Source organism: Dietzia sp. 111N12-1, from assembly GCF_001658045.1.
Taxonomy (GTDB): Bacteria; Actinomycetota; Actinomycetes; order Mycobacteriales; family Mycobacteriaceae; genus Dietzia; species Dietzia kunjamensis.
Window position 1 is genome coordinate 26,820 of the sequence record NZ_LSSV01000026.1, and the last position, 12,724, is coordinate 39,543.

General features: G+C 71.9%; 14 protein-coding genes and 1 tRNA gene. 4 read left to right on the forward strand and 11 right to left on the reverse strand.

Translation table 11 applies throughout. The features are described from left to right. Positions 1-61: 61 nt before the first annotated feature. The 3 genes from AYO52_RS05615 to AYO52_RS05625 all read right to left on the reverse strand — a co-directional run bounded on the left by AYO52_RS05615 (position 62) and on the right by AYO52_RS05625 (position 2,475). Entirely contained in the window at positions 62-427 is a 366-nt protein-coding gene (locus tag AYO52_RS05615) for a YciI family protein (RefSeq protein ID WP_067714390.1), read from the reverse strand. A gap of 351 nt (positions 428-778) precedes the next feature. Next, the gene (locus tag AYO52_RS05620) at positions 779-976 is read right to left on the reverse strand and encodes a hypothetical protein (RefSeq protein WP_067714393.1); all 198 of its coding nucleotides are present in this window, start codon (positions 974-976) and stop codon (positions 779-781) included. A 74-nt stretch (positions 977-1,050) separates the two neighbouring features. Then, positions 1,051-2,475, reverse strand: coding sequence for an acyltransferase (locus AYO52_RS05625; RefSeq protein ID WP_067714396.1), 1,425 nt, complete (start codon positions 2,473-2,475; stop codon positions 1,051-1,053). A 208-nt stretch (positions 2,476-2,683) separates the two neighbouring features. Here AYO52_RS05625 and AYO52_RS05630 point away from each other — a divergent pair, with 208 nt between their 5' ends. Next, positions 2,684-3,730 carry an NAD(P)/FAD-dependent oxidoreductase gene (locus tag AYO52_RS05630; RefSeq protein ID WP_067714398.1) on the forward strand — a complete coding sequence of 349 codons (1,047 nt, stop codon included), beginning with the start codon at positions 2,684-2,686 and terminating at the stop codon, positions 3,728-3,730. Here AYO52_RS05630 and AYO52_RS05635 read toward each other — a convergent pair. The 6 genes from AYO52_RS05635 to AYO52_RS05660 form a co-directional block, all read right to left on the reverse strand. Next, positions 3,727-4,746: a nucleoside hydrolase gene (locus AYO52_RS05635; protein ID WP_067714401.1), complete on the reverse strand. Its 1,020-nt coding sequence runs from the start codon at positions 4,744-4,746 to the stop codon at positions 3,727-3,729. The genes AYO52_RS05630 and AYO52_RS05635 overlap by 4 nt on opposite strands. Beyond that, complete coding sequence (locus AYO52_RS05640; protein ID WP_082923801.1) at positions 4,743-5,270, reverse strand: DUF664 domain-containing protein; 528 nt, start codon at positions 5,268-5,270, stop codon at positions 4,743-4,745. Before AYO52_RS05640 ends, AYO52_RS05635 begins: the two co-directional genes overlap by 4 nt. Next, positions 5,264-6,763: an SDR family NAD(P)-dependent oxidoreductase gene (locus AYO52_RS05645; RefSeq protein WP_371517366.1), complete on the reverse strand. Its 1,500-nt coding sequence runs from the start codon at positions 6,761-6,763 to the stop codon at positions 5,264-5,266. The genes AYO52_RS05640 and AYO52_RS05645 overlap by 7 nt, the downstream gene beginning before the upstream one ends. A gap of 42 nt (positions 6,764-6,805) precedes the next feature. Beyond that, positions 6,806-7,459 (reverse strand): hypothetical protein, encoded by a 654-nt coding sequence (locus AYO52_RS05650; protein WP_067714554.1) that lies wholly within the window; start codon positions 7,457-7,459, stop codon positions 6,806-6,808. Beyond that, positions 7,456-7,824: a TfoX/Sxy family protein gene (locus AYO52_RS05655; protein WP_067714404.1), complete on the reverse strand. Its 369-nt coding sequence runs from the start codon at positions 7,822-7,824 to the stop codon at positions 7,456-7,458. The genes AYO52_RS05650 and AYO52_RS05655 overlap by 4 nt, the downstream gene beginning before the upstream one ends. Positions 7,825-7,914: 90 nt before the next feature. After that, positions 7,915-8,000 (reverse strand) — tRNA-Leu (locus AYO52_RS05660). A gap of 201 nt (positions 8,001-8,201) precedes the next feature. On the opposite strand from AYO52_RS05660, the gene AYO52_RS05665 reads away from it, so the two are divergent. Further along, entirely contained in the window at positions 8,202-8,744 is a 543-nt protein-coding gene (locus tag AYO52_RS05665; protein ID WP_067714407.1) for a YbhB/YbcL family Raf kinase inhibitor-like protein, read from the forward strand. Positions 8,745-8,757: 13 nt separating this feature from the next. Here AYO52_RS05665 and AYO52_RS05670 read toward each other — a convergent pair whose 3' ends face one another. Together AYO52_RS05670 and AYO52_RS05675 are read right to left on the reverse strand one after the other, a co-directional pair. Next, positions 8,758-9,825 carry a quinone-dependent dihydroorotate dehydrogenase gene (locus AYO52_RS05670; RefSeq protein ID WP_067714409.1) on the reverse strand — a complete coding sequence of 356 codons (1,068 nt, stop codon included), beginning with the start codon at positions 9,823-9,825 and terminating at the stop codon, positions 8,758-8,760. Positions 9,826-9,874: 49 nt separating this feature from the next. Further along, positions 9,875-10,876, reverse strand: coding sequence for a hypothetical protein (locus tag AYO52_RS05675; RefSeq protein ID WP_067714412.1), 1,002 nt, complete (start codon positions 10,874-10,876; stop codon positions 9,875-9,877). A 205-nt stretch (positions 10,877-11,081) separates the two neighbouring features. Between AYO52_RS05675 and AYO52_RS05680 the strand changes: the two genes are divergently transcribed. Together AYO52_RS05680 and AYO52_RS05685 are read left to right on the forward strand one after the other, a co-directional pair. Then, complete coding sequence (locus AYO52_RS05680) at positions 11,082-11,927, forward strand: undecaprenyl-diphosphate phosphatase (protein ID WP_194307203.1); 846 nt, start codon at positions 11,082-11,084, stop codon at positions 11,925-11,927. A 56-nt stretch (positions 11,928-11,983) separates the two neighbouring features. Further along, positions 11,984-12,688: a histidine phosphatase family protein gene (locus AYO52_RS05685; RefSeq protein WP_067714418.1), complete on the forward strand. Its 705-nt coding sequence runs from the start codon at positions 11,984-11,986 to the stop codon at positions 12,686-12,688. Positions 12,689-12,724 lie beyond the last annotated feature (36 nt).

The following is a 12,724-nucleotide window of genomic DNA, read 5'->3' on the forward strand; positions in this document are numbered from 1 at the left end:
CGCCCCGCGCTCGGTGCCCACGGCGTCTCCTGGTCCCTCGGTCACCGGTGCCCGGCGTCCGTCAGTACTCTGCGATGGCCCGGACCTCGACCCGGCCACCATGCACTCCCGGGCATCGCCGCGCCCACGCGAGCGCCGCGTCGATGTCGGGCACGTCGATGATGATCGTGCCCCCGACGAACTCGCGGCTCTCCGCGAACGGACCCGAGGTGATGACGGGGCCGCCGCCACCGGCGGGGGCCGCGAGACTGACCGCGGTCTCCGGGTCGTGCAGGGCAAAACCGCCGGCGAGGACCCCCGCGGCCTCGAGTTCGGCATCGAACGCCATGAACGCCTCCGGTCCGGGCCCCTCGACGGCCCCCTCCGGCCCGGCCTCCCCGCACCGGACGTCGTCGATGGTGCCGAAGAGTAGAAGCACGTACTTCATGTCGATCTCCTGACTGTGACTGGTGGATGCCGGCCGCGGTGAAGTGCGCCGACACCTTCATGACGAACGGGCGCCCGAAGATCGACAGGTCCGCGGAAGGAATCTCCGCGCTTTCGGATTCCGCTCCCGGGGCATCCGCGCAGGAGATGTCGCCCGCGGCTGTCTCAGAGGCCGCGCGACTACACTTTCGCGGGCACACGAGGCTCACAGGCTTCAGGGTCGGATGCACACGACGGCATGCTCACCCACACGCGGCAGCTCGTCTGTGAACGACGCGCACGCGAACCGAGTCGGACAGGAGACGACGGGGGAGACGACAGTTGCCGACTCCGAGCCCGCCGACGCTCCGGTTCAGTACCGTTCGTCCGGCACCCGACGGCTCCGCGAGCGCATCGCGAACAGCAGACCGATCACGAAGAGCACCACACCGGCCACCATCAGGATCACCGCGAGGGTGTTCGAGTCGATACCCGGAATGCTGATCTCGACCGCGTACATGAGTATCGCGCCGAGCACCACGAGGACCACTCCGCCGCCGATGTAACCCATAGCTGTTCTCCTTCGTCGTGAGCGTGCGCGTGTCCGCGGTTGTGCGCTCACCCTACGAGAACCCGGCGCCGAATTCAGGCGTGCGGGGAGAGCAGCTTTCGTGCCGGTTCCTCGATGAACCGGTGGCTCGCTGCGCCCGCGGCCAGCGAGCCGGCCACGGTGACGGGCCAGATGACCCCCATCCGCTGGTCCCATAACCGCGTGCGGGTGAGGGGGAACGCGGCGTGCAGGACGAGCTGATGCCACAGGAAGATTCCGTACGACCAGGTGCCGACCTTCTGCAACGGCGCGGACTCCAGGACCGGGAACCGCGTGCCCTCCGGGGCGAGGACCACCGGGGCCAGGACGAGGAACGCCATCGTGCCCGCCAGACCGGTCCGGGCCGCGAACTCGACGGGGCCCGGGTGGACGAATCCCTCGGAGAACCATCCGGGAACGGTGGTGGCGACCAGGGCAGCGCCGCCGGCGAGCCACCACCCCCACCTCGCGAGTCGATCGCGACACATCCGGGCGAGCGTGCCGGGGGGCGCGGTGACGACCTCGGCCAGCAGCATCCCCGCGGCGAACCAGGCGGCGAACGACGGCGGGAGGATCTGGACGTTGACGTCGGCCGGCAGGATGCCGAGGGCGTGCCACGGGAGCATCGGGAACACGAGACCCGAGGCACCGAACGCGGCGATCGCCGGGATACGCCACCGGGCGGAGTTGCCGCGCAGGTCCTTCATCGCGGTCCACAGCAGCGGGAAGGCGAGGTAGTACGCCATCTCCACGGCCAGCGACCACGCGTGCGTCAGCCCGGCGACGAGGAAGTTCGACGTGTAGATCTGCGTGAGGGTCAGGTTGGCGATCCAGGAATCCGGGCCGTTGACGTGGTTCTGCTCTAGCAGCAGCATCGCGGCGGCGACCAGCACCGCGTACGACGGCAGGATCCGCACGAGACGCGAGCGGAGGTACTCGCGGGTCGGCCGGGCGGTTCCCGGCTCGTCCCTGCGCGCGTGGGCGGCGTGGGCTCGCCACAGCAGGAACCCGGATTTGGCGAAGAAGACGGCGACCGCCAGGTCGAGTCGCCCGAACAGCCGTTTGACGGGTGACCCGGTGGACGCGCGGGTGACGAAGGCGACGTGGGTGGTCAGCACCCCGACGGCCGCGAGGCCACGGATCCCCTCGAGGGCGGGGACGAATCCCCGGGCCCCGGCGAGTCGGCGTGGCGCCGAGCCGGCCGAAGTCGCGTCCCTGCCCGCCGGGTATCCCGAACGAGTGGCCGTCGCGTGGCCCGCACCCTCGGAGGACGCCGCACCGGGGCCTGCCGCCGGTACGGTCACCTCGGCGCGTTGCCGGATCCGCCTACGCACGGTCTCCTGCGCGGTGGCCACGGCGTTCCGGACGGTGGCCACCGCAGGCTCGGCCTCGCCGGAGGCCACCGCTGCGCGACGTGCGGAGACCCCGGCGACGACCGCCCCGCCCGCGACGACGATCAGGGCGGTGGCGACAGACCTCATGGACTCTCCCGGGGCGGTGAGGTGGGATGACGGCGGTGTCCGGGAGGGCCCAGAGGCCGCCCGGAACATCCGGAGGAGCCTAACACCGGTTCTAGTTCCGTCCATCGACCGCCCGCGCCTCCGTGTCCGATCACTCCGGGGGCGGGCCGGTGGTCGGTCGGCACCGGTTTTCGTAGGGTGGCATCACCCGTTTCCCGATCGGAGAGCCATGACCGACGCCCCCACCGACCCCGGGTCCGACGCCGTGGACGACCACCCGCCGGAGGCCGTGGACGTCCTGGTGATCGGCGGGGGCCCGGCGGGCCTGTCGGCCGCCACCTGGGTCGGCCGGTATCAGCGCTCCACCCTGCTCGTCGACGCCGGGTGCCAGCGCAATCTCGCGGCGCAGCGGGTCCACGGCATGCTCGGCACCGGCCCCACCACACCCGCCGAGTTCTACGCCGACGTCGACGAGGGTCTTCGCGAGTACCCGACCGTCCGACGACTCGGTGGAGTCGTCACCGACCTGGTCAGGAAATCCGACGACCGGTTCGTCGCCCGAATAGCACCCGGCGCCACAACGGATGGTGGTGACGAGAACCCCGTCACGGTCACCGCCAGGCGGATCATCCTCGCCACCGGCGTGCGCGACCGGCTACCCGACCTCGCGGGGATCGACGACCACTACGGGGTCGACGTGCACCACTGTCCCGCCTGCGACGGCCTCACCGCCGCCGGCCGGCGGATCATCGTGCTCGGCGTGGGCGCGCATGTGCCCGCCTACGCGTCCGAATTGCTGGACTGGGCGTCGGAGGTGGTCATCGTCACCGAGAGCGACTCCGACCCGGCCTTCGACGACGATCAGCGGGCCGCCTGCGCGGAGCACGACATCGAGGTGATCGACGGGGTCGCCCGGGAGCTCGTCGGCGACCCCGACCAGCTGGAGGGGGTCCGGCTCGCGGACGGGAGGGTGATCGCGGGGTCGAAGGTGTTCTTCTCCTACGCGCACCACCCGACGAACGAGCTCGCGACGTCCCTGGGCTGCGAGCTGGACGACGAGGGCGGTCTCACCGTCAACGCGATGCAGCTGACCAGCGTCGACGGCGTGTACGCCGCCGGCGACATCGTGACCGGCCTGCAGCTCGTGCCGATCGCCGTGGGCACCGGCGCCGCGGCCGGCGTGGCGTGCGCGACCTCGCTGCGCGGGCACGCCACCGCCGAGTGCGTTCCCGACCCGGCACCGCCGACCCGGAACTTCACGCGGCCGGACAACTAGCCGGGCCGGCCCGCCACCGAGACGATCGCCGCGCAGATCTCGTCCAGGACCGCGTCCGGCCCGCCCGGCACCAGCACGTCGGTCGCGATGCGGGCGTTGTCCACGCGGCGCCGGTGCCCGCGGACGTCCGCCACCGTCATGCCGCGAGTGTGCTCGCCCGAGCACTCGACCCGTACGTTCGCCGGCGCGGCCACCACCGCCTCCGGGTGCAGGGCCATCCACGCGACGAACGGGTCGTGGACCTGCGCCAGGTATCCCTCCCCGACGGAGTCGTGGAACTCGAAGTAGAACCGCAGGGCCTCGGTCAGCCGCCGCGCCAGCGGGGAATCCGTGGCCTCGAGCAGCCACTCCGACCGCTCGGGGGTCCATACCGCGCGTTCGGTGAGGTTCAACCCGCACCACAGCGGGGTCGGCACCGCGGGATCGGCGGTGCGCGCGTCCTCCCACGCCCGGCACACGCGGTCGGCGGCTTCGGGGTCCACGTCGACGTTCCATTCGCTGACCGGCGTGGTGTTGCCCGGATGCCCACGGAACGTCCCGCCCATCACCACCAGCCCGCCCAGCAACCGGGGGAGTGCGGGGTCGAGTGCCAGGGCATGGGCCAGCGTGGACGAGGGACCGGTCACGATCCCCACCAGCTCACCGGGGTGGGCGCGCGCCGCGTCCACCCAGAGTCGCGCACCGTCGCGCGGATCGACCGACCTCGTCGTCGTCGCCCTCGTCGTCGTCAGTTCGGCGTACCCGGCCCCGCGGGGGCCGTGCGTCTCGGGGGTGAGCACGTGGGGCACGGCGATCGGGCCGGGCGCGCCGGCGGCCACCGGGAGCCCCGGCGCGCCCGCGAGGTCGAGCCACGCACACGCGTTGGCGACCGTGTCCTCCGACCCGACGTTGCCGGCCGTGCACACCACGCCGGTCAGGTCGGTCCGCCCGGCGCGGTGCTCGGCCACCAGGTAGGCGATCGCCAGGGCGTCGTCGATGCCCGGGTCGCAGTCGAGCAGCACCGGGGTGCGGCTCACCGCGATCGGCCCCGGGACAGCAGGACGTCGCGGGTCACCTGCAGCTGGCCGGTGTGGGCGGCGACCTCGTGCAGGATGTGGCCCACAACCCACTCCGGGGTGAAGGTCCCCGCCCGGCGCGCGGCGTCGACGTCGACCGTGGTCCCGGCGGGAGTGGCCAGATCGCCCCGTCCGACCGCCGCGGCGACCCACCCGGGAAGTCGGTCGATCAGGGCGCCAAGCCGGTCGAGCTCCGGCCCCACCGGTCCGGTGAAGGCGAACTCGGCGTCACGATCCCGGACGATGTCCTCACCACCCAGGCTGGCCGCACCCCAGGAGGCGAGCACCCCGCACAGGTGGTGGACGAGCGCGGCGGCGGAGTTGGTGGGCCACTCGGAACCCTCGTCGGTGGTCCGCGAGTGCACCAGCGTGTCGGGCCCGTCGCCGCCGAGATCGGCCACCGCGGCGCGGATCGTGGGCAGCAGCTCGTCGGCGAGGATCCGGCGGGCGGCGTCGACGTTCACGGCGGGGTCGACGTTCACCACGGGCTGGGCTCGAAGTCCTTGAGGAAGCAGCCGTAGAGGTCCTCGCCGGCCTCGCCGCGGACGATCGGGTCCACCACGCGGGCGGCGCCGTCGACGAGGTCCAGGGGCGCGTGGAAGCCCTCCTCGTGCAGCCGGACCTTGGTGGTGTGCGGGCGCTCGTCGGTGATCCAGCCGGTGTCCACGGCGGTCATGAGGATGCCGTGTTCGGTGAACATCTCCTCGGCGGAGGTGCGCGTGAGCATGTTGAGGCCCGCCTTGGCCATGTTGGTGTGCGGGTGGCCGGCGCCCTTGTAGCGGCGCGAGAACTGTCCCTCCATGGCGGAGACGTTGACGACGTACTTGCGGCGCGCCTTCGAGGCCGCCATGGCGGGGCGCAGGCGGGAGACGAGGATGAACGGGGCGACCGAGTTGGCGAGCTGCACCTCGAGCATCTCCATCGGCTCGACCTGCTCGACCGTGGCCACCCAGCTGTTGTGGTCCACCACGTCCGGCAGCAGCCCGCCGGCGTCGATGGCGGTCCCGGCGGCCATCCGCTCCAGCGAGGACGAGCCGGCCTGCAGCGCCAGGGTCGCGATGTGGTCGGCCTCGCGCTCGGCCTCCTCGGACCCGATCAGCGCGGACTCGCCGCCCATGAGCGCGGCCGGGTGCAGTTCGGAGGTGCGGCCCATGGTGACCACGGGGATGTCGGCGGCGCGGCCGGTGAGGGCGGCCGACTCGCCCTCGACGAGCCCGGAGTACGACCCGGGGGAGCGGCGCACGGTCTGTGCGGCGTTGTTGATGAGGATGTCCAGCGGGCCGCCGGCGGCGACCTCGTCGGCCAGCGCCACCACCTGGGCGGGGTCGCGCAGGTCCACGCCGATCACGTGCACGCGGTCGGCCCACTCGGAGTGGTCGTCCATCGAGGCGAACCGGCGGGCGGCGTCGCGGGGGAAGCGGGTGGTGATGGTGACGTCGGCGCCGGCGCGCAGCAGCATCAGGGCGATGTACATGCCGATCTTCGCGCGGCCGCCGGTGAGCAGGGCCCGCCGGCCGGTCAGGTCCATCTCGGGATCCCGCCGGGCCCGGTTGAGCGCGGCGCACCTCGGGCACAGCTGGTGGTAGAAGGCGTCGACCTGGGTGAAGCGCTGCTTGCAGACGTAGCACGCCATCGCGCGCTGGAGGTGGCCGGCGACGGCGCCCGGGGTGGTGGAGACCAGGCGGATTCCGGCGGTCTCGTCGTCGATCCGGGTGGGTGAGCCGGTCGCGGTGGCCTCGATGACAGCCTTGTCCGCCTCCTGGCGGGCGCGACGCACCTCGGCGCGGCGCGTCTTCTTGAGTAGCTTGAACATGTGGCCGACCGACCGCTGCACCCGGATGGAGTCGGGGTGGTCCTCGCCGAGCGCGGCGGCCTGGTCGAGGACGCGCAGGCAGATCTCGAGGTCGCCCGGGTCGATACCGCTCGGGTCGATACCGCTCGGGTCGATACCGCCTGGATCGAAACTGTCTGGGTCGATGCCGGTCACCCCGATACGGTACGACGACGAGGTGGTCAGCCCCTAAACCGTCCGCCCCCGCAGGGTGGACACGTCGCCGGCACGCAACCCGGTGAGCACGTGCTCCACCGCCCGCGGGTGATGGTCCCGCCCGGAGAGGACGGCGGTGGGGGCGAAGCCGTGGCCCGCGGCGTACGCCTCGGACACCAGCTGGGCGTGGGCCTCCACGGGCAGCACGCCCGGGCCCTGGCCGGCGGGGGCGTCGTGGGCGCCGCGGGCGAATGCCGCCCGCCAGTCGTAGGCGCGCCGGCCCAGGCGGATCTGCTCGCTCAACGCCCGCACCACGTAGCGCGGGCCGAGGTACCGGCCCTGCCAGATGTGGGTCAGTTCGTGCACCAGGGTCGGGGTGGCCCGTAGCCGCGTGGGGCCGGGGTCGGTCATGACCACGATCCCGGGGTCGGCGCCGAGATAGATCAGGCCCGGCAGCGCAAACGCACGCCGGTGTGGGACTCCCGGAACGTGGCCGCGGCGGATCACGACCGGCGTGGGGTCGATCGTGCCCGCGAAGAACCCGTCGAGATCGGCGCGGACCTCCGACGGCAGGTCCAGGGGCGGCGGAGCCAGCCCCAGGGCGTCCAGGCCCCGGTCTGCGGCGCGGGCGGCAGCTGCCAGGGCCCGTCCCGCCGCATCGCCCGGTCGGCCGGCGCTCGCCCTCACGGCGTCCCGCCGGTGACCGAACGGTTGCACTCCAGGGCCGGCGCGAGCCACCCGGCCAACTGATCGTCCGTCGCGATCGACGACGGCTCCACGGTGATCCACCCGGGCCCCATGTCCCGCCCGGCGCCCATCTCGGCCCGGATCGCGCCGGGCAGGGCCATGAGCTCATCGTGCCGGTCGGGGGAGACCCTCACGAGCAGTGACCCGTCCCGTCCGGCGCTGACCGCGATCTTCTCGGACACCATGACGCAGTGGCCGCCGAACATCGACACCTCGCGGGTCACCGGCTCATCGACGAGGAGTTCGCGCAGGCGGTCGATGAGCTGCTGCTGAGCGGGGGGCGGTGTGCGGGGTGTGCGGGCCATCGGGCGACCTCCCCAGCAAAACTCACCCAGAAACAAGTGGGCCCCGGATCCTCACGGATCCGGGGCCACTTCTACTGTCTCGACACAGTGTGCGCGAGGGGGGACTTGAACCCCCACGTCCGTTAATAGGACACTAGCACCTCAAGCTAGCGCGTCTGCCATTCCGCCACTCGCGCTCGCACACTGGTGACCTCCACCGGCTCGTGTCCGGCTTGGTCGTGCGAGGAATGACATTAGCCGATGCCCGAACCGTGGACCAAATCGGGGTCCCGCCGCGGCTCCCACCGCCGGGTCATCGCTGGTAGACAGGGCTGGTAGACAGGGACGTGACCGGATGGAGGACCACTCCACACCGCCACGATCGCAGGAGGATGACGATGACCGACTTCCGTGTGCCCGACCCCTACGCCGCACTCCCGGATCTACCGGCCCTCGAGGTGACGAGCGAGTCGTTCACCGAGGGTGCCACCCTGTCGGCCGCGCAGCTCGGCGGGAAGATGGGTGTCGAGGGCGGCGAGGACAGGTCGCCACAGGTGAGCTGGAGCGCGGGTCCGGAGGGTACGAGGACCTACGTGGTCACCGTCTTCGACCCGGACGCCCCCACCGCGTCGGGCTTCTGGCACTGGTCGGTGGCCAACATCCCGGCAGAGGTGACCTCACTGCCCGAGGGCGCGTGCACGGGCGACGACACCTCGGGCCTCCCCGAGGGCGCGGTCGTGGTCCGCAACGACGCCGGCTTCAAGGGCTTCGTGGGCGCGGCCCCGCCGGCGGGCCACGGGCCGCACCGCTACATCCTCGCCGTCCACGCGGTGGGCGACGAGATCGAGCTCGGTGACGACGCCTCGTGCGCGTTCGTCGGGTTCAACCTGTTCGGCCAGGGCCTGGCCCGCGGCACGGTGACGGGGATCTTCGAGCAGTAGCGCTCAGTAGCGCTCAGCGCACCGCCGAGCCGACGGCCTCCGCCAGGGACCCGAACCCGCCCTGGCGGAGGCGCTTGGCCACCAACCGGTTGGTGCCGCGCAGGAGCGTGGGTCCGGTGAAGATGAACCCGGTGTAGGTCTGGACGAGGTTCGCGCCGTGGGTGATGCGGTCCCAGACGTCCTCGGGCGTCTCGATGCCACCGACGGAGATGATGACGATGCGGCCGCCTGCGCGTCCGTGGATCCGCGAGAGGACCTCCCGCGACCGGGCGGCGACCGGCGCGCCGGAGATGCCCCCGGCGCCCAGTGCCTCGACCGCCGCGGCGGGGGTCCGCAGTCCGTCACGCGAAATGGTGGTGTTGGTGGCGACGATGCCCGCCAGCCCCAGTTCCAGCACGAGGTCCGTCACCGCGTCGATGTCCGCGTCCTCCAGGTCGGGCGCGATCTTCACCAGGACGGGGATCGTGGCCACGTCCCGCACCGCCGCGAGGATGGGCCGGAGCGATTCGACGGCCTGCAGATCCCGTAGTCCCGGGGTGTTGGGGGAGCTGACGTTGACGACGAGGTAGTCGGCGAGACCCGTGAGCATCGTCGCCGAGGCAACGTAGTCGCGGACCGCGTCCTCCGCAGGGACCACCTTGGTCTTGCCGATGTTGATACCCACCGGGTCACTGCTGCGGCGCCGACGGAGGTTGTTGGCCGCGTTACCGGCCCCGTGGTTGTTGAACCCCATCCGGTTGAGGATCGCCCGGTCCTCGACGAGCCGGAACAGGCGTGGGGTGGGATTGCCCGGTTGGGGAGAGGCGGTCACGGTGCCCACCTCGCTGAACCCGAAGCCGATCGCGCCCCACGAGTCCACGGCGGCGGCGTTCTTGTCGAACCCGGCCGCCAACCCGAGCGGGCCGGGGAAGGTACGACCGAGCACCTCCTGGGCGAGCACGGGGTCCCGCACACCCAGGATCCGGCGAGCCACGGCACCGAGCGGGGGCACCAGGGTCAGGAGCTTGAGCAGGCCGAACACCAGGTGGTGGATCCGCTCCGCGGGAAAGCGGAACAGCACCTTCTTGAGCAGTGCGTACACGGTCCTCCTCGGTGAACGTCCCCGGGCGGGACGTGGGTCTTCTGGGCGATCAGCTCGCCGGCTCGGTGAGGGTCGGTCGGATGAGGTGCAGGCCCGCCCCATCCGCGGAACCGACCACCACCGTCCCCGAGTCGGTGACCGCCAGCGAGTCGGGCTGGCGCACCGTCGGGATGTCCGCGCGCTGGATACCGACGCCGTCGCCGAGATCGTACGCCTGGACGGTGTTCGTCCCCGTGGAGGTGACCCAGACGAGTCCTCTGGACGTGTCCTCCGCCACCGCCCACGGGGCCGCGGCGACGGGGAACTGCTGATGCAGCCGGACGGGCGAGGTCGAGTACACCAGCAGGGTCCCGCCGACCGTGTCGCTGGCCACCACGGAACGCTCGCCGAACTCGTCGAGCTGACCCGCCCCCTTGCCGGCACGCAGGAGCGGCCCGGCGTTGTCCGAGTCGAGGTCGATGCTGGCGATGACGGTGTCGGGGCGGCTCAGGGCCGTCACCGAGCCGTCCCGGGCGACGCTGATCCGGTCCACGGCGGTCAGCCCGCCGATGCGACGCTGCTCGGCACCGTCGGCGTCGCGCACGACGATCTCGCCCTCCGGGGTGCCGGTCAGTAGTCGACCGTCCGTGGTCAGCGCGGCCGCGGTGACCGGGCCCAGCCCGGTGATCTCACGGACCTGCCCGGTGGCCGACACCAGGACGACGCCGTCGGAGTGGGGGACCAGCACCGTGCCGTCGTGCGCGGCCGAGGCATCGCCGGCACCCGGGGGCAGCGGCACGGAGTCCTCCTCCACCCAGCGGGTGCCGTCGATTCGACCGATCTCCAGCGACGGCGGGTCGTCGACCCGGGCGATGACCCGGTCACCCACCGCGACGAGGGAGCGGACCGAGCCGGGAACCGGGATCACGTCACCCCCGGCGGGGTCGGAGACCTGCGGCGACTCCGCGGGGGAGGCGTTGCCCTGGGCGATTCTGTTCTGCTCCTCGAGCTCCGCGGTGGGCGAGGAGCAGGCGGTCAGTGCGATCGCCAGGGCGAGGAGGGCGGCGGGCATGCCGGAACGGTGGAGGACACGTCGGTGCACGGTGTTCCTTTCGACTGCCCGCCATTGTCCACCACGCGGGTGCTCGGGCACCGTCCAGGTCCGGGCGACTACTCTCGCTGGGTGCGGTGACGCGATCCGCGTCCGATCCGCCGGAACCCGAGAGGAAACAGCGCACGTGAACACATCGGTCCTCGCCGCGCCCACCGCGGAAGGGATGTCCTGGCTCCAGGTCGTCGTGCTCTCGGTGCTCCAGGGCCTCACCGAGTTCCTGCCGGTGTCGTCGTCCGGCCACCTACGGATCTTCTCCACCTGGTTCTTCGGCGAGGACGCAGGCGCGTCCTTCACCGCCGTGGTCCAGCTGGGCACCGAGGCCGCGGTGCTGGTGTTCTTCTTCAAGGACATCGTGCGCATCCTCGTCGCCTGGTTCCGGGGCGTGTTCGACTCCGAGCACCGCGCCGACCCGGATTACCGCCTGGGGTGGTTCGTCATCGTCGGCTCGGTTCCGATCGCGCTCATCGGTTTCGTCGGCAAGGACTTCATCCGTGACGCCGCGCGGAATCTCTGGATCACCGCCATCGTGCTCATCGTCTTCTCCTTCGTGTTCCTGCTCGCCGAGAGGTTCGGCCGGCAGGACCGCCCCGTCGACGCCAAATCGCTCGAGGGTCTGACGATGAAGGACGCGATCGTCATGGGGCTGGCCCAGTGTCTGGCGCTCATCCCGGGCGTGAGCCGCTCCGGGGGCACGATCTCCGCCGGCCTGTTCCTCAACATGTCGCGCGAGGCCGCGGCGCGGTTCTCGTTCCTGCTGGCCATCCCCGCAGTCCTCGCCTCGGGCCTGTTCAGCCTCCCCGACGCGTTCGAACCGTCGGTGGGGCAGTCGGCGAGCGGATTCCAGCTCCTCGTGGGGTCGGCGATCGCGTTCGTCATCGGGTACGCGGCCATCGCCTGGCTTTTGAGGTTCGTGCAGAACCACTCGCTCGCCTGGTTCGCCGGGTACCGCATCCTCCTCGGCGCCCTGGTGATGATCCTGCTCGGCACCGGCACGATCCCCGCGACCTGACCGGGGCCGCCGCCCGGCCGGTGACCGACCCGGCGGGCCGTCGGTAATCTTCCCGTATGACCGTCATCCTGCTCCGGCACGGCCGATCCACCGCCAACACCGCCCTCACGTTGGCAGGCCGTACACCGGGGGTCGGCCTCGACGACACCGGCCACGCCCAGGCCGCGGAACTCGGCCGTCGGCTCGGGGAACTGCCCGTCGAGGCGGTCGTCCGGTCGCCCCTCATGCGGTGCCGTCAGACGGTCGAACCCCTGGCGCGGTCGCTGGGCGTGGAGCCGCTGGTCGACGAGGGGCTGGTCGAGGTCGACTACGGCTCGTGGACGGGCCGGCCGCTCAAGGACCTCGCCTCCGAGCACCTGTGGTCGGTGGTCCAGCAGCACCCCTCGTCGGCGGTCTTCCCGGACGGAGAGTCCCTGGCCGGGATGGCCGGTCGGGCGGTGACCGCCATCCGTCGCCACGATCAGCGCCTGGCGGACGAGGCGGATCGCGACGTGCTGTGGGTGGCGTGTAGCCACGGCGACGTCATCAAGGCGGTGATCGCGGACGCCTACGGGATGCACCTGGACCAGTTCCAGCGGATCGTGGTGGAACCCGCATCGGTGTCCGTGGTGCGGTACACGCCACACCGCCCGTTCGTGCTCCGGGTCAACGACACCGGCGGCGACCTGGCGGGTCTCCGCGGGGACCCGGCCGGCCGGGTCGGCGACGCCACGGCGGGGCACGCCAGCTCGGACGCCGTCCCCGGCGGGAACGTAGCCTGATGATCCGCACCACCACCCACCCCACGAGGAGACCAC

What these genes read in the sequence shown, in the direction of transcription:
- AYO52_RS05615 (WP_067714390.1), bottom strand. Translation starts at nt 427, where the DNA reads ATGAAGTACGTGCTTCTACTCTTCGGCACCATCGACGACGTCCGGTGC.
- AYO52_RS05620 (WP_067714393.1), bottom strand. Translation starts at nt 976, where the DNA reads ATGGGTTACATCGGCGGCGGAGTGGTCCTCGTGGTGCTCGGCGCGATA.
- AYO52_RS05625 (WP_067714396.1), bottom strand. Translation starts at nt 2,475, where the DNA reads ATGAGGTCTGTCGCCACCGCCCTGATCGTCGTCGCGGGCGGGGCGGTC.
- AYO52_RS05630 (WP_067714398.1), top strand. Translation starts at nt 2,684, where the DNA reads ATGACCGACGCCCCCACCGACCCCGGGTCCGACGCCGTGGACGACCAC.
- AYO52_RS05655 (WP_067714404.1), bottom strand. Translation starts at nt 7,824, where the DNA reads ATGGCCCGCACACCCCGCACACCGCCCCCCGCTCAGCAGCAGCTCATC.
- AYO52_RS05665 (WP_067714407.1), top strand. Translation starts at nt 8,202, where the DNA reads ATGACCGACTTCCGTGTGCCCGACCCCTACGCCGCACTCCCGGATCTA.
- AYO52_RS05675 (WP_067714412.1), bottom strand. Translation starts at nt 10,876, where the DNA reads ATGCCCGCCGCCCTCCTCGCCCTGGCGATCGCACTGACCGCCTGCTCC.
- AYO52_RS05680 (WP_194307203.1), top strand. Translation starts at nt 11,082, where the DNA reads ATGTCCTGGCTCCAGGTCGTCGTGCTCTCGGTGCTCCAGGGCCTCACC.
- AYO52_RS05685 (WP_067714418.1), top strand. Translation starts at nt 11,984, where the DNA reads ATGACCGTCATCCTGCTCCGGCACGGCCGATCCACCGCCAACACCGCC.